Annotated in this window: 20 protein-coding genes; 8 read left to right on the forward strand and 12 right to left on the reverse strand. The window is 41.3% G+C overall.

Translation table 11 applies throughout. The features are described 5' to 3' along the window. The 3 genes from AC0KTX_RS05405 to pdhA form a co-directional block, all read right to left on the reverse strand. Complete coding sequence (locus AC0KTX_RS05405; RefSeq protein ID WP_474251217.1) at nt 1–1,281, reverse strand: dihydrolipoamide acetyltransferase family protein; 1,281 nt, start codon at nt 1,279–1,281, stop codon at nt 1–3. Nucleotides 1,282–1,357: 76 nt separating this feature from the next. Further along, nucleotides 1,358–2,335 carry an alpha-ketoacid dehydrogenase subunit beta gene (locus AC0KTX_RS05410; protein WP_474251218.1) on the reverse strand — a complete coding sequence of 326 codons (978 nt, stop codon included), beginning with the start codon at nt 2,333–2,335 and terminating at the stop codon, nt 1,358–1,360. Between the two features lie 2 nt (nt 2,336–2,337). Then, a complete protein-coding gene (gene pdhA, locus AC0KTX_RS05415) occupies nt 2,338–3,459 on the reverse strand; it encodes a pyruvate dehydrogenase (acetyl-transferring) E1 component subunit alpha (protein ID WP_474251219.1) in 1,122 nt (373 codons plus the stop codon). Between the two features lie 656 nt (nt 3,460–4,115). On the opposite strand from pdhA, the gene def reads away from it, so the two are divergent. Then, complete coding sequence (gene def, locus AC0KTX_RS05420) at nt 4,116–4,670, forward strand: peptide deformylase (protein ID WP_474251220.1); 555 nt, start codon at nt 4,116–4,118, stop codon at nt 4,668–4,670. Between the two features lie 104 nt (nt 4,671–4,774). Here the strand turns inward: def and AC0KTX_RS05425 are convergent, their stop codons facing one another. Beyond that, on the reverse strand, nt 4,775–5,545 hold the full coding sequence (locus tag AC0KTX_RS05425; protein WP_474251221.1) for a Cof-type HAD-IIB family hydrolase: 771 nt from the start codon (nt 5,543–5,545) through the stop codon (nt 4,775–4,777). Between the two features lie 373 nt (nt 5,546–5,918). Here AC0KTX_RS05425 and AC0KTX_RS05430 point away from each other — a divergent pair, with 373 nt between their 5' ends. Both AC0KTX_RS05430 and rnjA read left to right on the forward strand, forming a co-directional pair. Then, the gene (locus tag AC0KTX_RS05430; protein ID WP_474251222.1) at nt 5,919–6,128 is read left to right on the forward strand and encodes a DNA-dependent RNA polymerase subunit epsilon; all 210 of its coding nucleotides are present in this window, start codon (nt 5,919–5,921) and stop codon (nt 6,126–6,128) included. Nucleotides 6,129–6,134: 6 nt separating this feature from the next. Beyond that, entirely contained in the window at nt 6,135–7,802 is a 1,668-nt protein-coding gene (gene rnjA / locus AC0KTX_RS05435; protein ID WP_474251223.1) for a ribonuclease J1, read from the forward strand. Nucleotides 7,803–7,840: 38 nt separating this feature from the next. Here rnjA and AC0KTX_RS05440 read toward each other — a convergent pair whose 3' ends face one another. From AC0KTX_RS05440 to AC0KTX_RS05465, 6 genes are all read right to left on the reverse strand, one after another. Beyond that, the gene (locus AC0KTX_RS05440) at nt 7,841–8,494 is read right to left on the reverse strand and encodes a potassium channel family protein (RefSeq protein WP_474251224.1); all 654 of its coding nucleotides are present in this window, start codon (nt 8,492–8,494) and stop codon (nt 7,841–7,843) included. Between the two features lie 59 nt (nt 8,495–8,553). Beyond that, a complete protein-coding gene (locus AC0KTX_RS05445; protein ID WP_474251225.1) occupies nt 8,554–9,015 on the reverse strand; it encodes a DUF6884 domain-containing protein in 462 nt (153 codons plus the stop codon). 18 nt (nt 9,016–9,033) lie between these two features. After that, nucleotides 9,034–9,762: an NAD-dependent protein deacylase gene (locus AC0KTX_RS05450; protein WP_474251226.1), complete on the reverse strand. Its 729-nt coding sequence runs from the start codon at nt 9,760–9,762 to the stop codon at nt 9,034–9,036. A 26-nt stretch (nt 9,763–9,788) separates the two neighbouring features. Further along, nucleotides 9,789–10,682, reverse strand: a complete 894-nt coding sequence (locus AC0KTX_RS05455; protein WP_474251227.1) for a LysR family transcriptional regulator — start codon at nt 10,680–10,682, stop codon at nt 9,789–9,791. 22 nt (nt 10,683–10,704) lie between these two features. Then, complete coding sequence (locus AC0KTX_RS05460) at nt 10,705–11,466, reverse strand: sulfite exporter TauE/SafE family protein (protein ID WP_474251228.1); 762 nt, start codon at nt 11,464–11,466, stop codon at nt 10,705–10,707. A 90-nt stretch (nt 11,467–11,556) separates the two neighbouring features. Beyond that, nucleotides 11,557–12,084: an acyl-CoA thioesterase gene (locus AC0KTX_RS05465; protein WP_474251229.1), complete on the reverse strand. Its 528-nt coding sequence runs from the start codon at nt 12,082–12,084 to the stop codon at nt 11,557–11,559. Between the two features lie 164 nt (nt 12,085–12,248). Between AC0KTX_RS05465 and AC0KTX_RS05470 the strand changes: the two genes are divergently transcribed. Together AC0KTX_RS05470 and AC0KTX_RS05475 are read left to right on the forward strand one after the other, a co-directional pair. Beyond that, nucleotides 12,249–13,229, forward strand: a complete 981-nt coding sequence (locus AC0KTX_RS05470) for a metal ABC transporter substrate-binding protein (protein ID WP_474251230.1) — start codon at nt 12,249–12,251, stop codon at nt 13,227–13,229. A 562-nt stretch (nt 13,230–13,791) separates the two neighbouring features. Then, nucleotides 13,792–15,006: an MFS transporter gene (locus AC0KTX_RS05475; protein ID WP_474251231.1), complete on the forward strand. Its 1,215-nt coding sequence runs from the start codon at nt 13,792–13,794 to the stop codon at nt 15,004–15,006. Nucleotides 15,007–15,291: 285 nt separating this feature from the next. Here the strand turns inward: AC0KTX_RS05475 and AC0KTX_RS05480 are convergent, their stop codons facing one another. After that, a complete protein-coding gene (locus AC0KTX_RS05480; RefSeq protein ID WP_474251232.1) occupies nt 15,292–16,458 on the reverse strand; it encodes an acyl-CoA dehydrogenase family protein in 1,167 nt (388 codons plus the stop codon). Nucleotides 16,459–16,597: 139 nt separating this feature from the next. Here AC0KTX_RS05480 and AC0KTX_RS05485 point away from each other — a divergent pair, with 139 nt between their 5' ends. Next, nucleotides 16,598–17,830 (forward strand): aminopeptidase, encoded by a 1,233-nt coding sequence (locus AC0KTX_RS05485; RefSeq protein ID WP_474251233.1) that lies wholly within the window; start codon nt 16,598–16,600, stop codon nt 17,828–17,830. 63 nt (nt 17,831–17,893) lie between these two features. Next, nucleotides 17,894–18,523, forward strand: a complete 630-nt coding sequence (locus AC0KTX_RS05490) for a LysE family translocator (protein WP_474251234.1) — start codon at nt 17,894–17,896, stop codon at nt 18,521–18,523. Between the two features lie 53 nt (nt 18,524–18,576). Here AC0KTX_RS05490 and AC0KTX_RS05495 read toward each other — a convergent pair whose 3' ends face one another. Further along, the gene (locus tag AC0KTX_RS05495; RefSeq protein WP_474251235.1) at nt 18,577–19,428 is read right to left on the reverse strand and encodes a DUF4349 domain-containing protein; all 852 of its coding nucleotides are present in this window, start codon (nt 19,426–19,428) and stop codon (nt 18,577–18,579) included. Nucleotides 19,429–19,682: 254 nt separating this feature from the next. Between AC0KTX_RS05495 and AC0KTX_RS05500 the strand changes: the two genes are divergently transcribed. Further along, the gene (locus tag AC0KTX_RS05500) at nt 19,683–20,852 is read left to right on the forward strand and encodes an FtsW/RodA/SpoVE family cell cycle protein (RefSeq protein WP_474251236.1); all 1,170 of its coding nucleotides are present in this window, start codon (nt 19,683–19,685) and stop codon (nt 20,850–20,852) included. Nucleotides 20,853–20,967 lie beyond the last annotated feature (115 nt).

Below are 20,967 nucleotides of genomic sequence, written 5' to 3' on the forward strand. Positions count from 1 at the left end.
TTACGCCTCCATTAGTAATAATTGTGGATCTTCTAACAAACGTTTAATATGATTCAACGCATGTTGAGCTGTTGCCCCATCGATCATGCGATGGTCAAAGCTTAACGAAAGTGCCAATACTGGTGCAGCAACAATTTCGCCGTTTTTCACAACAGGTTTTTCTGCAATACGTCCAATGCCTAAAATTGCTACCTCTGGATGATTGATGACAGGAGTAAACCACTGTCCGCCAGCAGAACCGATATTAGTAATTGTGCAGGATGCACCTTTCATTTCGTTCGGTGCCAATTTTCCTTCACGTGCTTTCGCTGCCAATTGTTGAATTTCATTGGAAATCTCGAAAATGGATTTTCTGTCAGCGTGTTTCACAACCGGAACTAGCAGACCTTTTTCTGTATCAGCTGCAATTCCGATGTTGTAATAATGTTTTTGGATCACTTCTTCCGTGTTGTCATCAATGGACGTATTGAGTACAGGGAATTTTTTCAATGCTGATGTCAAAGCTTTTACAACATAAGGCAGATATGTCAGTTTAATGCCTTGTTCTGCAGCAATTGCTTTAAATTTCTTACGGTGAGCAACGAGTTCGGTTACATCGACTTCATCCATTAATGTTACGTGCGGCGCAGTATGTTTGGAGTGAACCATCGCTTTGGCAATGGCTCTGCGGATACCGCTCATTTTTTCACGAGTTTCAGGGAAGTCGCCTTCAAGATCAACCGCAGTTGCTTTTGGTTCTGGTGCTGCATCATTTTTGACCTCTGCTTTTTGATCAGCTTGCGGGCCGCCGCTGACAAAAGCATCAATATCTTCTTTCAGCACTCGGCCGTTTTCTCCTGATCCTTGTACTAAGCGGATATCGACACCTTTTTCCCTTGCATATTTGCGGACCGATGGCATCGCAATGACCCGGCGGTTCGGATCAACATCTTCCTGCCCTTGAGCCGCTTCTTCTTTAACCTGCTGCTTTTCTTCGCTTTGTTCATTTTGGGCAGGCGCTTCGTCGTTGGAATCGCCGCCTTTAAAGGTGAGATTTTCATATCCCGGCGCATCAAGCGTTACAAGCACTTGTCCAACTGTTGCCACTTCACCTTCGTTCACTTTTAATTCTAATACTTTTCCTTTGACAGGTGAAGGGATTTCAACAACTGCTTTATCATTTTGCACTTCGCAAAGGACATCGTCTTCATTAATTTCGTCTCCTGGTTTGACAAACCATTTTACGATTTCACCTTCATGGATGCCTTCGCCGATATCCGGCATTTTAAATTCAAAAGCCACGCAATTCAACCTCCCGAATGTTTGTTGATTTGTGAAAAAGAGGGGAAAATAGTGATGACCTCGACTCTCTTTCCAATTAGAAATTCAATACTTTTCGAGCAGTTTCTAAAATGTCTTTGCGATTTGGAAGCCAAACGTCTTCCGCTTGAGAGAATGGATAAACCGTATCTGGTGCAGCTACTCTCAAGACCGGAGCTTCTAAGCTCAAAATAGCGCGCTCATTGATTTCTGCAACGACACTTGCGGCAACGCCGGCTTGTTTTTGCGCCTCTTGGACAACGATCGCGCGATTTGTTTTTTCAACAGAAGCAATAATTGTTTCAATGTCAAGCGGGCTGACCGTGCGTAAATCAATGACCTCAGCGGAAACGCCTTCTTTTTCAAGTTCATCCGCAACTTTTAGTGATTCATGCACCATTGCCCCATAAGTGATGATGGAAATATCCTTCCCTTCCCGTTTTACATCCGCTTTTCCAAGAGGAATGACATATTCTTCTTCTGGCACTTCTTGACGGAATGAACGGTACAGTTTCATGTGTTCCAAGAAGATGACAGGGTCGTTGTCACGGATAGCCGAAATAAGCAATCCTTTTGCATCATACGGAGTAGATGGGATGACAACTTTAAGGCCAGGCTGCTGCGCCATTAATCCTTCCAAACTGTCGCCATGAAGTTCCGGTGTGTGAACGCCGCCGCCGAATGGAGAACGAATGGTAATCGGTGCATGCCAACGGCCTCCAGATCGATAGCGCATGCGAGCCATTTGTCCTGAAATCGAATCCATGACTTCATAAACGAAACCGAAAAATTGTATTTCAGCCACTGGACGAAAACCTTGCGTGCTTAAGCCGATCGCAAGCCCGCCAATTCCTGATTCCGCAAGGGGCGTATCGAAAACACGGTCTTGACCAAACTCTTTTTGCAAACCTTCTGTTGCACGGAATACTCCACCATTGACACCGACGTCTTCCCCAAATACTAAAACATTTTCGTCTCTTTTCAGCTCTGTCCGCAACGCATCAGTGATTGCTTGAATCATTGTCATTTGCGCCATGGTCACTTCGACTCCTTCTCTTTATATATTTCATATTGTTCTTGTAAATTGTATGGCAAGTTGCCTTCTTCAAACATGATGGAAATCAAATCCGTTACTTTTTGTTTTGGCGTTTCATCCGCTTTTTTAATTGCTTCTTTAATTTCTTCTTTCGCTTGTTCGATCACTTTGCTTTCTTCCTCTTCACTCCATAAGCCTTTTGATTCTAGGAAAAGGCGGAAGCGGACAAGCGGATCTTTTGCTTCCCACTCATTATCAAGTTCTTTTGAACGATATCTCGTTGGATCATCCCCAGCCATTGTATGCGGTCCGTAGCGATAGCACAAAGTTTCGATTAAAGTCGGTCCTTCTCCGTTAATGGCTCGTTCACGCGCTTCGCGCACTGCAGCATATACAGCAAGCGGATCCATACCATCAACTTGAACTCCCGGAATCCCTGCCGCAACTGCCTTTTGGGCAAGCGTTTCTGCAGCCGACTGCAGCTCAACAGGCGTTGAAATCGCAAAGCGGTTGTTTTGGACAATGAAAATAGCCGGCGCTTTAAACGCACCCGCAAAGTTGATTCCTTCATAAAAATCTCCTTGTGAAGTGCCTCCGTCACCTGTGTACGTAATGGCTACCGCTTTTTTGCCGCGTTTTTTCAAGCCTAAAGCCACACCTGCTGTTTGGACATATTGCGCCCCAATAATAATTTGCGGGGATAATGCATTGACTCCTTCAGGCATTTGGTTTCCATGGAAATGTCCGCGTGAATAAAGGAACGCTTGATATAACGGCAATCCGTGCCAAATTAACTGCGGTATATCACGATACCCAGGAAGGACGAAATCTTCTTTTTCCAAAGCGAAATGTGACGCGATTTGCGATGCCTCTTGACCGGCAGTAGGAGCATAAAAACCTAAACGTCCTTGACGGTTTAACGAAATGGAACGTTGATCCAATACACGGGTGAAAACCATTCTCCTCATTAATTCTTTCAATTGATCGTCAGATAAAGAGGGCATAGCTGCTTCATTCACAACTTCCCCTTTTTCATTTAAGATTTGTAACGTCTGAAACTGATTGCGAATTGCTTCAAATTGCTTTTTGCTGTCTACAACAACATTTTTCGCTTTTGCTGCCATGCAACACACCTCTTCCTTTCTTTTTTTGTGCTGAAACCCATAAACCTTTCACAGCATTAGATTACCCTACTTTGCCCGTAATGACACATAATTCCAAACAGATGCTTTATTTTTGGCAAAAGGTATGCGGCAATTTTTTTGACAAACTGTATTAATCTTTTTTCATAATCAAGTATTACACTTTTTTTCATAACCAGTGTACACTTTTTCCCAAAATACGTCAATCCATTTGTATACTTTTAATTTAATGAATAAAACGCTTTCATTATTCCGACTCGATTATTAAGTTTTTAATCTGTACTAATACAACAGATTGTTAAACTTAACTATTACAGATACAGATGAAACCGTTTTTCAGGTGAAATGTTTTCAAGTATTGGCGCAGGTGCGCATACAAACTGCAAGCCTTCTCATATGCTGACATTTAGGTGATGATCCCGGGATGATCCCGTTTGCTTCATTATCATTTACGCATTTATATTGGCATTTTCGGAAATCAGCTTATAAACTTTATGGATTGCTTAGCTCATTTTTGCTCCTAAAGGCTCTTCCCACATTTCCCCTTTTCGTCTTGTCATGATCTGTTTCTCTTTTGTCTCTTTTTCTTGAATTCGATATAATGGAATATGGCTAAATTGGTTCAGGAGTGATTTCAAATGATTACAATGAAAGATATTATTAAGGACGGCCACCCTACATTAAGAAAAGTCGCAGAAGAGGTGAATTTACCGCCCTCTGAAGAAGATAAGAAAATTTTGGAAGAGATGCTGGAGTTTTTAAAAAACAGCCAAGACCCCGAAATATCCGAAAAATACGGTTTAAGACCCGGGATCGGCTTGGCCGCTCCGCAAATCAATGTGTCGAAGCGAATGATTGCCGTTCATGTTACAGATGAAAAAGGGAAGCTTCATTCATATGCGCTCTGCAATCCGAAGATTGTCAGTCATTCCGTTGAAAATAGCTATTTAACGAGCGGTGAAGGGTGTCTTTCTGTTGATAAACCGATTCCCGGATACGTCCCCCGACACGCAAGGATACGCGTGAAAGCTGTTGATATGGACGGAAATGAAGTCGATCTTCGCTTAAAAGGGCTTGTTGCCATCGTATTTCAGCATGAAATTGATCATTTAAACGGAGTGATGTTTTACGATCGAATCGACAAAGAAAATCCTTTTAAAGAGCCGGAAAACGCCGTTGCGATCGAACGATAGAGCAATTTGTGCAAAAAAGCGCCCCAATGTTCTTTTCATTCGGGGCGCTCTTTTTCTGCGTTGTTTGATCAGAAGAATCAAGCATGTTTTATTAAAGCAATCAATTATAGGAAGCCTAACTGTTTCACTGCATGGTAAATTCCATCATCGTCAACAGGTTTCGTTATGAAATCTGCCAATTGCTTCACATCCTCGACGGCATTCCCCATCGCAACGCCTGTTCCGGCATATTCAATCATTTCAATATCGTTTAACCCGTCTCCAAAGGCAACAACTTCATCCCGGCTGATGCCGGCCATTTCGATCATTTTTTTAATCCCTTCTGCTTTGGAACCGCCATTTGGGAGGACATCAGTGGAAAGATCATGCCAGCGGACAAATTTAATGTCTTCCCGTTGGTTAAAGCGTTCTTCTTCCCCTTCTTTGCAAAATAATAAAGCCTGATAAATCATTTTTTCCCGGTAATATTCTGGTTCATATTCAGGATGTGTCAACTGCAAACTTGCCAAGCTTTCATGAATATATGGATGATCCTTCGTGTTTGCCCGCATTTCATCATCGCTCATAAAGACAAGCGGAAAGTTCGCATTTTCCGCCGCCTGTACCAAGTCTTCCAAAGCTTCAACCTTTATTGGATTTTCATAAATGACCTTGTCTTCATAGACAACAAATTGTCCGTTGTAGCTGACAAAAGAATCGATGTTTAGTTCCTCCCTTATTTTTTGAAACATGAACGGACCGCGGCCAGTCGAGATTGCGACGGAATGGCCGGCCTTCTTCAAGCGGGCGACAGCTTCGATGGTGGAATCCGGCAATTTTTTTTCGAAATCCAACAATGTGCCGTCTATATCAAAAAAGAAAAATTTTTTCGCCATAATCTAACTCCTTTTATCAATTTTCGTTTTTAAACTTACCGTATATGATGAAAACGCTTCATGTCAATACACCTTTTTTCCATCATTACCCATAAAAAAATAAAAGAAAATAGCATATAATATACTTAAATAAAGAACGGAACTTTTAAAAAGGACAAGTAATCCTTTTAAAGGAGGGAGGTTACATGCTAAAACGTTTAAAGAAAAAAATTAAAAAACAATGGAAACAATTGTTGCGCAGAAAATTGATCGCTTAAAAACGAGCCGGGCTAGTAGCCCGGCTGTTATTTTGAATATGCTTGGCTTTATAAGGAGAATCGAATATAATAGTAAAAGCTAGTGAAAATGCGGAAGGTTAGGTGAGAGATAACAAATGATGTTTAAAGTTTTTTATCAAGCAAACCCGGATGAGCCGCCAGTTCGGGAAAGAACAAAAACATTTTTTATTGAAGCGGAATCAGAACGGGAAGTTCGTGCCAAATTAAAAGGACACACCATCAATATTGAATACATTCAACCCATTGACGACACGTTTTTGGAGTTTGAGAAACAAAACGGGAATTTTAGGGTATTGGAGAACTGATCATCAATGAAATTTTTAAAAAATGACCAAGTTGCGGCGTTCGCTCTTGGAGGATTGGGCGAAATCGGGAAAAATACGTACGGTGTGCAATTTCAAGACGAGATTATCCTGATTGATGCTGGGATTAAATTCCCTGAGGACGAACTTCTAGGCATTGATTACGTGATTCCGGATTATTCTTATTTAATAAAAAATCAAGATAAAATTAAAGGGTTGTTCGTAACGCACGGTCATGAAGACCACATCGGCGGAATCCCTTATTTGTTGCGGGAAATCAATATTCCAATATATGGCGGTAAACTAGCGATCGGGCTTATCCGCAACAAACTCGAAGAACACGGTCTTTTAAGACAAGCCAAACTGAATATTATAAAAGAAGATGATGTCATTCAGTTTCGAAAAACAGCCGTCACCTTTTTCCGGACGACTCACAGCATTCCAGACTCATATGGAATTGTTGTGAAAACGCCTGCCGGGAATATTGTTCATACGGGTGATTTCAAATTTGATTTTACGCCTGTAGGAGAGCCGGCGAATTTAACGAAAATGGCAGAAATCGGGAAAGAAGGAGTCCTTTGTCTTCTTTCAGACAGTACAAATAGCGAAATACCTGATTTTACGATGTCGGAAAGACGGGTTGGCGAAAGCATTCATGACATCTTCCGCAAAGTGAGCGGCCGTATCATTTTTGCAACCTTCGCATCAAACATACACCGCCTTCAACAAGTAACAGATGCTGCGGTGAAGAACAATCGTAAAATTGCTGTTTTCGGACGGAGCATGGAAGCGGCTATTCAAATCGGACAGGAATTAGGCTACATCCGCTGTCCGAAAGATACGTTTGTAGACGGTAATGAAATCAACCAGCTGCCTGCCCATCGCGTGGTCATTTTATGTACTGGCAGTCAAGGAGAGCCGATGGCTGCCTTATCGCGGATTGCCAACGGATCGCACCGGCAAATTCAAATCATTCCCGGCGATACCGTTGTCTTTTCATCCTCGCCGATCCCCGGCAATACTTTATCTGTTTCAAGGACGATCAACCAGCTTTTCCGCGCTGGAGCTGAAGTTATTCATGGGTCATTAAATGACATCCATACATCCGGCCACGGCGGCCAGGAAGAGCAAAAATTGATGCTCCGTCTCATGAAGCCTAAATTTTTTATGCCGATCCATGGGGAATATCGAATGCAAAAAATTCACGCGAAGCTGGCGGTTGATTGCGGTGTCCCTGAAGAAAATTGCTTTATTATGGACAACGGCGATGTACTTGCCATGAACCAGAAAGAAGCGGCAATCGCCGGAAAAATTCCTTCAGGTTCCGTTTATATTGACGGGAGCGGCATCGGCGACATTGGAAATATTGTGTTAAGAGACCGCAGAATCTTGTCAGAAGAAGGGCTTGTTGTAGTCGTCGTCAGCATTAACATGAAGGAATTTAAAATCGCTGCAGGCCCTGATATTATTTCCCGAGGCTTTGTCTACATGAGGGAATCAGGGGATTTGATCAGCGATGCTCAAGATTTGATTACAAAACATTTAAACAAAGTGATGGAAAGAAAAACGACGCAATGGTCAGAAATTAAAAATGAGATTGCCGATACGCTCGCTCCGTTTTTATATGAAAAAACAAAACGGCGTCCAATGATATTGCCGATTATTATGGAAATCTAAAAAAGCTTCGGACATATTTCCGAAGCTTTTTTATTTCCTTACACTTTCTTTTCAAAACGCTGGATATCGCTGTCCGCTCCAATAACAATTAAAATATCTCCCTCTTGAATTACTTCGTCTGCCTGAGGTGAAACGATGATTTCGTTTTTCCGTTTGATAGCGACGATATTGATTCCGTATTTGGCCCGGATATCCAACTCCATGATGGAATGTCCCGTTATATTCTTGTTTGCGGCAATTTCCACAATGCTATGCTCTTCCGACAATTCCAGATAATCCAGCACATTATTGGAAAGAAGGTTATACGCCAGCCGCCTTCCCATTTCCCGTTCAGGATGAACAACAGTATCAGCGCCTATTTTGGATAATACTTTCTCATGATAATCATTTTGGGCTTTGACCGTTATATGTTTCACGCCCAATTCTTTCAAAATAATGGTTGTTAAAATGCTTGCTTGAATATTGTCGCCGATCGCAACAATTACGTGGTCAAAATTCCGGATACCTAAACTTTTTAAAACGGCTTCATCTGTCGTGTCGGCAACCACTGCATGCGAAACAATATTAGCAAATTCGTTGACGCGGTCTTCATCAATATCTATCGCCAATACATCAGCTCCTTCTTCACTTAATGTACGGCAAATGCTGCCCCCAAACCTTCCTAATCCAATCACAGCAAATTCTTTGTTCATCAGATTCCTCCATTCTTACAAGTCTATTCTATTTTACCATACAAGCCAGATCTGATTATCTAACCGTTCATTTCTTGGTGCGATTCAACGGAAAGCTTTAACAATTTTTGCATCTCCCCTATCCCTCTGCAATTTGACAAAGGATAAGAAAAGACGACATGTTTAGGAAAAACTTGTTCGACAATCGGACGGAATTTTTTCCCGCCAAGGACAACTACTTGATCGACATCGTACAAGTTTTTTTGCAGCGCCTGTTTTTTTAATTGGCCAATTGTGATAATGTTTGGATGATTTTTCATGCTAAATGAGACATCATAATTTTCTGGAACAATGTCATCTGGAAGCAAAAAGCCATGCTTCGCAGACAAAATAACCCACTCCTGAAAAAATTCGTTTGCATACCGTTGACATAAGCCGTGAAAAATGCCGATATAAGCATCTTTGGCCAAAACCGCCCCGACCTCTGGCTCTTTTTCCCAAATTTTTTTCCTTCCACAAGGGATGATGCAAATTCTTCTCATAGTGAAACCACCCCAACGTTATTGCAGCGGTTCATTCAGTTCCGCATTTGTCTTTTCCAACACATGAATAATATCTTCATGATAGACCACATCCGCCCAATGATCAAACTCCGTTGGTTCTTTGTTGATGATCACAAGCTTGGCTCCTGTCTGTTTTGCATAAAGAGGAATTTGATTGGCAGGGCTGACGGTTAAGGAAGACCCAAGCACGATCATCAGATCGGCCTTTTCACATTCCGTTTCGGCGTTCTGAAAGGCTTTTTCCGGAAGCATTTCACCAAATAATGTAATGGAAGGACGGATAAATCCTCCGCAGCAGCATTCATAATGTTCATGTATGTATACATGATTAGGATATTTTTTACCGCAATTTTGACAATGAAATGTTTGAATCGTCCCATGCAGTTCAATGACGTTTTGATTGCCGGCTAAACGATGGAAACCGTCAATGTTCTGGGTGATCACGGAATGTAGCTTTTCTTCTTTTTCCCAATCCGCCAACAGCAAGTGGCCGCGATTCGGCTTTTTGTTCCCGTATAGTTGAACACGTTCTTTGTAAAATTCGATAAATTCCTGCCTGTTGTTCTGCATCGCAGCCACACTGGCCAGTTTGCTAGGATCTTTGCTGCGCCATAACCCGGTTTTGGATCGATAGTCTGGAATGCCGCTTGCAGTTGATATCCCGGCGCCAGTGAACACAACGGTATATTCGGATTTTCTGATCAGTTGTGACAATTCGCTGATCATCGCGCACTCTCCTCTTCCAAAACATTTCAAGATGACATCGCTTTATGAATAAAATCAACAAATTCATCGACAATTTCCTTTCGAAACCGGTCGGGCCGCTCAAGCATCCACAAATTCCTTTTAATCGAAACATTTTTAATTTTCACTTCATGAAGAAAACCGAACTGAAGCTCCCTTGCAACTGTAATTTTCGGCAAAATGCCGATTCCAAGCCCGGATTCAATTGCTGCCTTTACCGCCTGTGTACTGCCAAGTTCCATATAATGATTCATTTGATCCAATAGTCCATATTTTTTAAACATATTTTCGATAATAAGCCTCGTTCCGGAACTTTTTTCCCGCCAAATCATATGTTCTTTTGTCAAATCTTGGAGGTCAATTTCCGCCCGGTTCTTCCACGGATGATCCTTGCCGCATACTAAAATAAGCTCGTCATCGACAAGCTTCTTTCTATGAAAATGATCATCTTCCACAATTCCCTCGACAAATCCGATATCAATTTTCCGGTCAACCAAGCGGTTGATAACGCTTGGCGTATTTGAAATCGAAAGGGAAAGTTTAACGTCGGGGACTAGTTTTTTAAATTGTCCCAGCAAGCTTGGAAGCAAATATTCTCCGATCGTCAACGTCGCTCCTACACTTAACTGGAAATTTTTATCCCCTGTCATTTGCTTGACAGCTTCTCTAGACGTTTGAATTTCCTCAACAATGCTTTTGGCCAACGGATATAAAACTTTCCCGGCATTTGTCAGCGTCATCTTGCCGTTAGAACGGTCAAACAGCGGAGCGCCGTAAAAATTTTCAAGCTGATGAATTTTTCTAGTCACTGCAGGCTGTGAGACATAGACAAGTTTAGCCGCCCGGCTTATGCTGCCTTCCTCAACTACTAGGCAAAACATTTTTAAACTTTCCAAATCCAATTTATTTCCACATCCTTAAGAGTTATGCGCTAAGGAACAATTTCATGCTAACACCGATAAGCAAAACTGACAACAATTGAACGATCCATCTTCCTGATACTTTTGAGGACAAAATGGCACCGGCTTGCGAACCGAATAAAACACCTGCTCCGCCCCATATACTTGCTTCCCAATGAATATGTCCCAATCCGATTTGACTGATCGCCCCCGTCATTGAATAAACAGATAATGTAAACAAAGAAGTTGCTGCTGCCTCATGCGGGGAAAGTTGGAACAAATAAATAAGCATCGGCACAAGCAGCCAACCGCCGCCTATCCCGAAGAAATTCGAGAGGATCCCCATCACAAACCCGATGAATACTAAAAGAACCCTTTTTTTGAACGCAAGCGTCAAAGCAGCTTTTCGACCTTTTTCCTGATGTTTTGACGTATTTTTTAGCAGTAAATAAACCCCTAACAACAGTAAAGCACAGGCAAAAAACCATTGAAAAACATCTGGCGATATCAATTTTAAAAGCCACGTCCCGAAAAATGTACCCGGAATGGCGCCTATTATGATCGGAGCCGAAAACGAATAATTGACTCGTTTTTTTAACATAAAATGAACCGAACCAGATAGCGAATTTATAAAGACGACAAAAAGCCCGCTGCCGGCAGCCATTTCCGGAGGCAGTTTCAATAACAGCAACAAAGCTGGAACAAACAAAAATCCACCGCCCGCGCCTACCAAGACCCCGAAAGCGCCTGATATTAGTCCAATCATAAAAAATATAAACATCTCCATGATCCGCGTCCACCTCTTCCTCTTACTTCAAGGGTACCAACGGATCAAGAGAGAGTAAAATAAAGATTTAACATGGGGTATAACAAAACGTTATAGTGAATGATTTTCCCGTTGAGAATCAGATCCGACCATCTTGGCCAATGATTCATTTTCAAGTTTTCTTTTTTTTCGTCTTTCCGCTCGGCTTTTTGCCGATTCATACAGCTTTTTTTCGATCTCGCTCTCAGGAATCACCTGCGGAACTTCTACTGGTTTTCCGTTTTGATCAACTGCCACCATTGTTATAAATGAAACTGCACATATTTTTCGTCTGCCCGTCAGCAATTCTTCCGAAAGGACTTTCACAAATACTTCCATTGAAGTTCGGCCGGTATATGTGACAAAAGCCTCCAAAGAGACAGCATTTCCTTCGTGAATCGGATAAAGAAAATCAACAGAATCAGTGGAAGCCGTCACAACTTGCCTTCTGGAGTGCCGCATGGCTGCAATGGCTGCCACATCATCGATGTATGCCATTAGCTTTCCGCCAAACATTGTGCCAAAAAAATTGGTGTCGGGGGGAAGGACAATGCTTGTTTTAACTACATAAGATTCTTTGCAACGTTTCGGCTGAAGCATATTGTTTCTCCCTTCTTTTGGCTAAAGCCTTGTCTCTTTTATTATAATCTAATTTATGAAATTTTTTTTAACTTTTCACCACTTGCACTTTGTTGTAAAAAGATATACAATAAAAATCGAAATGATTACGATTTACAATCAGATAAAACGTTAGGAGGAACATGATGAAAAAAAAGCTGTTTACGCTTCTTTTCTTTATCGTTATTTTCATCTTTGCCGCCAGTGGCTGCGGTCAAAATGAACAAAATGCAGACGAAAATGAAGGAAAGGACAAAACCGAAAGCAAAGTGGATGTTTTCACGACCATCTTTCCGCTAACAGATTTTACTCAAAAAATCGGCGGAGATTATGTAAATGTCGAAAGCATTTACCCTGCGAATGCAGATGCTCATACATATGAACCTACATTAAAAATGACCGAAAAAATAGCGAAAGCGGACTTGTTTATCTATACAGGTGAAAATTTTGAAGCTTTTGGCGATAAACTCAATCAAACATTAAAAGACGGCCATGTAAAAATCGTTAAAGCAGCTGAAGGAATCAAACCGTTAGAGGCCCACGAAGAAAGCGAGCATTCTAGTAAAGAAGAACATGCGCATGAACAGGAGGGGCATTCACACGGAGATGTCGATCCGCATGTGTGGCTTGATCCAATAAGAGCAATCACAATCGCTGAAAACATCAAAAACGCTTTAGTGGAAGTTCTTCCGGACAAAAGGAGCGTTTTTGAGAACAACTTTGCCCAACTAAAAACTGAACTTGAACAATTGGATCAAACTTTCCAAACAACCATTCAACATTCAAAAACGGACGTTATTCTTGTTTCACACGCTGCTTACGGCTATTGGGAGGATCGATATCAATTAAAACAAATTCCCATTACTGGCTTATCTCCAACTGATGAACCGAGTCAAAAACAATTGGTCGGCATTATTGAAAAAGCGAAAAAATACCATTTGAAGTATATCCTTTTTGAGCAAAATGTCTCTCCAAAAGTAGCGAAGGTGATTCAGCAAGAAATTGGCGCTCAAACTTTGACACTGCACAATTTAGAATCGGTGACAAAAGAGGAAATGAGAAACAACGAAGACTACTTCAGCTTAATGAAACGAAATTTGGAAACATTAAAAAAAGCGCTAAACTGATCTGATAGGTGTCCGAAAAATCGGTTATCAGCCTGAACCTTGAAAAAATGAACCCTAACAATGCTGTTAATCAACAATTTCGGGTTTTTAATTTGCAAACATAAAACGCTAAAATGGACTTTTTTAGACAGCCCCGATTAGATGAAAAGCCACAGAATTCATTTCGGAGTTCTGCGGCTTTTTTTCGTGGATTTCTTGTAATCATTGAGAAATTTTAGGAATAAGAAAAAGGAGATTTTGCGCTTTCGTTCTCTTTTTTTGCCGGCCTTTTAACTATGAATCAATATTGAAATGGCGGTTTATCTTTTTTAGGATGTTGTTCCATAACATTTTCTCATACGGCAGTTTCTTTTTTTCGCATTATTGCGGTCGCCGTTTTTTTATTTTCTGAAAAGGCACTTGAAAAACCGGAGTTTTTTTTATCTTCAATAAAGTTTACATAATAATATTATCGTAATCAATATGTATCTTTTGTGGCTTCCTCCTTTTAACATATTCCGATTTTTTGACGAATCGAGTAAAATATTTAGAGATACGAAAAATTTGGAGAGGAGTAGCTATAATGGAAGTTGCTGCAAAGAAAGAAAATGTTCCAGAAGAGACTTTATATAAAATATTATTCATGATCGGGTTCGTTCATCTATTAAACGATTCCATCCAAGCCGTCATTCCAGCGGTTTTTCCGATTTTAGAAAAATCGATGAATCTTACCTATTTGCAGCTCGGACTCATCACTTTTTCTTTACAGCTTACGGCATCCATTTTGCAGCCGGTCGTCGGCATTTACACCGATCAAAAACCAATGCCCTATTTATTGCCAATCGGGTTGACATTTACTTTTTTCGGCATGCTGGGTCTGGCATTTGCGCCAAACTACTGGGTGATTTTAATTTCCGTTCTTTTCGTCGGCATCGGTTCTGCAGTCTTCCACCCGGAAGGATCTAGAGTCGTGCATTTGGCGGCAGGTGAAAAAAAAGGCCTTTCTCAATCGATTTTTCAAGTCGGCGGGAATGCCGGCCAATCGCTTGCACCGCTCATGACAGCCCTTATTTTTGTGCCTATGGGACAGTTTGGCGCCATCTGGTTCACTATGATTGCTGGTTTAGCGGTCGTCGTGTTAATTTACATTGCCGGCTGGTATAAAGGAAAACTGAATAACGGAAAAACAGCCGTTAAACGGAAACATTTAAACACAACGGCCGGAAACCACGCTCAAATGAAAATCGGCTTGATTTTGCTTATTTTTTTGGTGTTTGCCCGCTCATGGTATCATGCGGCGATCACAAATTTTTATCCATTTTATTTAATCAAGGAGCACGACCTATCCATCAGCCAAACACAAATCCATATTTTTATCTTTTTGGCAGCCGGTGCTTTAGGAACCTTTTTAGGAGGGCCTCTCTCCGACCGGTTCGGAAGAAAAAATGTCATCGCCTTTTCAATGCTTGGTTCTGCTCCACTAGCCATCATACTGCCTTATGTCAATGAGTTTTGGGCTCTTCCGATTATGCTCATTAACGGCTTTATTATTTTATCAAGCTTCTCTGTTGTCGTTGTCTATGCCCAGGAGCTCATGCCAGGAAAAATCGGAACAGCTTCCGGTTTGATGGTTGGTCTTGCTTTCGGTTTGGGAGCTTTAGGTTCTGTCGCCTTGGGAGCTATTGCCGATTGGATTGGCTTAAAGCCTGTTATGATTGCCTGCGGTTTCCTGCCGTTTATCGGAATGCTTTCCGTGTTTTTGCCGTCAGACAAAAAACTGAAACAATGGGCTTCTTAAAATTTCGTTTGAATAAAAAAGAGTCTGCATTCCTTGTCAAATGGAAATTTCGTCTTTCGCCTCCCGTATGTTTATGAAAGGTGGAATGGACATGTTTCATTTCATCCTGTCTGGAAAAATGGAGAAATAGCCAATTTCAGTTTCAGGAGTTACCCAAAAAAGACGAATAGCTGAATAGAAAGTGTTGAATCAATACGAAGAAAAAAACATTTGCACTGATGTCTCCAATGATAACGGCGTAAAGCCGGGTTTTTGCCGCCCCGGCTTAACGCTGTTTCATTTATATCATTCTTGGAAAGCGCAGTCGCTGAAAATTTTCAATGTAATATCATCAGCCGGCGGATTGTGCAGGCCGCACCTCACATCCCGGTAGTAACGTTCCAACGGACACTCTTTCCTTAAACTTTGCCCGCCTGCAATTCGCATGGCAAGGTCGACAACTTTAATCGCGCTATTTGTCGCGATATATTTTACAGCGGCGAGCTCATGCCCCATTCTCTCGTGCAAATCCGGATGTTCATCCCATTTTTTAGCAACACTGTACATAAAATGCCGCGCGTTTGTCAGTGCCAAATCCATTTCCGCAACTTTCCGGCGGACTTCCGGCAATTCGGAAATCGGCTGTGAAAGACTGGCTGGTTGATATTCTTTGGCGAATTGCACCGCATAATTTCTGGCCGCGACCGCAATACCTATATAGCATGCGGGAATATGGAGCAGCCATCCTTTCGGAACGGAAGGGCGAAAGGATGGCGTTCTCACCGCTACCAAAGCCTCTTTTTCAACTGCAACATTGCGCAGCAATAAATCATCGCTTCTTGTTGCCCGCATGCCGATCGTATTCCATGTCTTTTCGATGGAAAGGCCTACAGCCCCTTTTGGAACTAAAAACTCCCCGATCTCCCCTGTTTCTTCAATCGTCGCTGTCACAATGTAGTAATCAAGAATTGGCGCTAATGATGTGAACGTTTTATGACCGTTAATGATCCAGCGGCTACCATCCTTTGCCGCAGACGTTTTCGGTCTTCCACCTCTCGCAGGGCTTCCTGATGTTGGTTCCGTTGCGCAGCTGTTGATTAATTTTCCTTCCAAAACAATTTCTTGACAAACCCGCTGAAACGTTTTTTCTTCCCATTTTCTTGTTTCTGTTAAATCCATGACAATCCCGTTATGCCATCCTAATGAAAGACTTGTTGGCCCGTCGCCTTCAGCTATTTTTTCCTGGACAAGAAGAAATTCATAAAGTGAAATTTCCTCTCCTCCATACTCCTTCGGTACCGTCAGCTTTAAAAACCCTTCCTTTTTTAAATCCGCGAAATTATCAAATGGGAACGTTGCTTCCCGATCATGCCGGGCTGCCCGTTCTGCAAATTTTTCCGCAAGTCTTTCTGCTTTTTCTCGCAATTCTCGTTGTTTGCTGTTTTCAATCATCATTTCGTCCAAAAAATTCATCCATCTCACACCTATTTTTCTTTTTTATTTATTGTACCGTTTCTATTCGGTTTCGTTAAGCAATCCGATTGGTTTCCAAACAAAATTTCTGGTAAAATGATGAAAAATGCATTTCATCTTACGGATAAGGAGAATGATGATGGCAACTTTTGAACAAAACCTTGAAAAATATGCAGAGCTTGCCGTCAAGGTCGGCGTTAACGTGCAAGAGGGGCAAGAATTGATGATTACAGCAAGCCTCCATGCGAAGGATCTTGTCCGCTTGATCGCAAAAAAAGCTTATGAAGCAGGGGCGAGAAATGTCCATGTTGACTGGCAAGATGACGTTCTAACCAGATTGAAATATGAAATGGCGCATGATGACGTGTTTACGGAATATCCTGAGTGGAAGTCTATGGAAAGAACAAAACTTGCCGAAAGAAACGCTGCATTTATTTCGATCGTTTCCCAAAGTCCGGATTTGTTAAAAGGGATAAAGCCAGAACGAATCGCAAATTTTCAAAAAGCATCCGGAAAAGCTTTAAATACGTTTCGCCAGTACATACAATCGGATAAAGTCAGTTGGACGGTCATTGCCGCTGCAAGTGAAGAATGGGCGGATAAAGTGTTTGCAAATGAAGAAAAATCAGCTCGAGTCAGCAGCCTGTGGGATGCGATTTTTAAAGCAACCCGCATATATGAAAAAGATCCTGTTGCAGCGTGGAAAAAGCATGATGAAACACTTCATGAAAAAGTCAACTATTTAAACAGCAAAAAATATCATAAACTTCATTATCAGGCGCCTGGCACAGATTTAACGATCGAATTGCCGGAAAAACACATTTGGGTAGGAGCCGGAAGCGTCAACGAAAAAGGCGTTCATTTTATGGCAAATATGCCAACAGAGGAAGTATTCACCGCACCGAAAAAAGATGGTGTTAACGGATACGTCACGAGCACGAAGCCGTTGAGCTACGGCGGAAATATTATCGAAAACTTTACGGTTACGTTTCAAAATGGCCGGATTACTGATGTCAAAGCGGAAAAAGGAGAAGAAATCTTAAAACAATTGGTGGACACAGACGAAGGTTCCCGTTATCTGGGAGAAATAGCGTTAGTTCCGCACAATTCTCCGATTTCAAATGCAAATTTACTTTTTTATAATACGTTGTTTGATGAAAATGCTTCAAATCATTTGGCAATCGGCAGTGCGTACGCATTTTGTTTGGAGGGCGGCAAAACGATGTCAGAGGACGAATTGAAAGAAAATGGACTGAACATCAGCATTACACATGTCGATTTCATGATCGGCAGCGCTGACATGAACATTGACGGCATTCAAAATGACGGGACTAGAGAGCCGATATTCCGGCAAGGAAATTGGGCATTTTAAAGCGTTGGACTGCTGCAGGCAGTCCTTTGACAATCCAAAAAAATCTTTAACAGGGAGAGGGACATGGAATTATCACTAATCTTAAGTTTTTTAACAGCATCTGTTTTATTAACCATTGCACCCGGCCCTGACAATCTATTTGTCATTGCCCAAAGCATGTCTTACGGATTTCGGGCGGGATTCAGCACAGCGCTGGGGCTTTGTACAGGTTTGATCGGCCATACACTTTTTGCTTCGTTCGGTTTGTCGGCTTTGCTTTACCAATCTGCTTTTATTTTTACAATCATTAAATACATTGGAGCGGTTTACCTCTTATATCTAGCTTGGGAATCTTTTAAGGAAGGGAAATCGGTTGTTTCGGGAAATATGGCAAAAATGGAAAAACGTTCATTATTTTCTTTATATAAAAGAGGCATTTGGATGAATCTTTTAAACCCGAAAGTATCATTATTCTTTTTGGCGTTTTTGCCTCAATTTGTCTCGCCGAACAGCGGGCATGCCCAGCTTGAAATGTTTGTTCTCGGCCTTATTTTCATTGGGCAAGCTTTGCTGCTATTTGCGCTTTTTTCCGCTTTTGCCGGCAAATTAAAGAGATTGTTTCAATCCAAAAAAGCGGCTTCGACGATTCATTTCAGCAAAGGAGCTTTATTTACTGCCCTTGGCGGCAAATTGCTTTTCAGCAAAATATCTTAATAAATCTTTTAAAGGGCGCTGTTTCAGCGCCCTATTTCGATTGAAAACATCTGTTATTCTCCTTTCCGCTTCTTATACATTCGGTAAAAAAGAAAATAGACGATCAACAACAAGAGAATGATTGGCAAATTTCCGATAACAAACACAATGAGCCATGAAGCCAGTTGAATCATCCAATGAGTGCTTTTGATCAACTGATTTTTTGTTTTTTCCCAAATGTTTAAATCTTTTGCCAAGTTTTCTCTTTTTTCATTTAAATGAAGTTCAACGGTTGCATAGTCCGTCTTATTATCGATATATTTTATTCTTCCTTTTATCTGTTCAATTTCTTCTTGTACGGCGGCAAGATCATGAGAGATTTTTAAGAGATCTTCGGTATTTTTAGCAGTTTTCATCAAGTCGAGCAGACGAGCTTCAACGGCTTGTTTTGCTTTCAAACGGGATTGCAAGTCAACATACTCTTCTGTTGCATCCTCGCCAGTAATTTGCTGTGAATGAACAGTTGTGCTCACTTTCTTCACTTCATTGAGGAAACGATGAAATTCTTTTTGCGGAATGCGGAAGGTGATATCCGCTTCAATGCTATTTTCATCGTCTGTTACATTTGAATGAACCATATACCCGCCTACATCTATCGCTGTTTTTGTTAAATTTGCTATTGTTTCCTCGAGATGTTTTACTTCTGCTGATAGATGGGTCATGTACATGACCTTTCGTTCTTCCGTATTTGAACGGCTGGATGCAATGGCTGCTTTTTGTCCGCTTTCATTTACGCTATTGATTTTCATTTTTTCTCCATTTTCCGTTGATGCGCTTTGCTTGATTTCCCGGTCATTTTGCGTCGGTTCTTCAACTTGGCTGCAGGCGGCAAGAAATAAACATAATATTAGAAACGCTTTCTTCATCTCATTCAACTCCGGTTTTTATTCCATTAGACGGCAAAAATCGCAAAAAAGTGTCACCATTTTTTTAACTCATAATGGTCTTTTTCCCCTTTCATAGCGGCTAAAGAAAAAGTGTGCAAATGAAAAAAATTGTGCTACTATAATAAACGTATCTGAAACTTGAAACCTTTCACCGGTTTCTTCCGTCTATCTAACTGGATTTCACTTTTGCACTCATATTCGCAACTAAATTTTGCATGAAGTTGGTGGGCCTCATGGAGTCTAACAAAAAAACGCAGTCTCGGTTTGATTACCAATTGGCGTTTATCATATTTCTTCTGTTTTGCGCAAGTTGTGTAGCCATTTATGGAGCGCAAATGACATCAGGGCAATATGCGGCAAACTTTATTATCAAGCAATTTGCCTTTTATTTAGTCGGTTGCGCCATTGCAGGGATTGTCATGATGTTCGATTCAGAGCAAATTCAAAAAATGACATGGTATTTGTATGGGTTTGGAATTTTTCTTTTGTTTTTGCTCATGATTGCTCCGGAAAGTATTGCGGAACCGAGAAATGGCGCCAAAGCGTGGTTTACGCTTCCCGGCTTTTCTTTTCAGCCGGCTGAAATTGTAAAAGTTATTTTAATCATTACGTTAAGTCATATTATTTGCAGACATCATCAAAAATATATTCAGCCATCCATTCAAACGGATCTCAAGCTGCTACTAAAAATGGGCGTTGCAACAGCAGTGCCTATTTTATTCATTATTTTGCAGCCTGACTTAGGAACGGCGCTTGTGATGCTCGCCATTTTAGCCGGCCTCATACTCGTATCAGGCATATCTTGGCGGATTCTTACGTTAGGTTTTCTAACTGCTGCGTTTGCTTTATCATCCATTTTTTATCTTGTTTTAAAAGCTCCTGAACTGCTTGAAAAGTATTTGAATGTACAGCAATACCAATTCGGACGGATTTATGCTTGGCTTAATCCGGAAGGTTATAAGAGCAAAGAAGGATACCATTTGCTCAGTTCTTTAAAGGCGATCGGTTCAGGAGAAATTTTCGGAAAAGGGTTGGGAAAAAGTCAGGTATACATTCCGGAAAACCATACCGACTTTATTTTCAGCGTCATCGGCGAACAATTTGGATTTATAGGGACCTGTGTAATCTTAAGCCTGTTTTTCCTCTTGATCTATCATATTATTAAAGTGTCTATTGAAACGACAGAATCGTTTAACAGCTATCTTTGCGCCGGCGTCATCAGCTTGTTTGTTTTCCACGTGTTTCAAAACGCCGGCATGACGATTGGACTTTTGCCGATCACCGGAATCCCGCTTCCTTTTATCAGCTATGGGGGAAGCTCCCTTATTGGCAGCATGATGGCGATCGGATTGATTTTCGGCATCAGATGGCACCACCGTGTTTCAATGTTTTCGAAAGAATGAGAAAAGGCTGACAGCCTCGTGAAATTTAAAAGCCTTAGCCCTGGTTCATTTAGGGCTAAGGCTTTCTTCCTTTTCTCAAATCGTCCCCCATAATCTGTTCAGTTTGTTATTCATA

The sequence above is a fragment of the Aeribacillus sp. JST-2 genome, assembly GCF_056032925.1.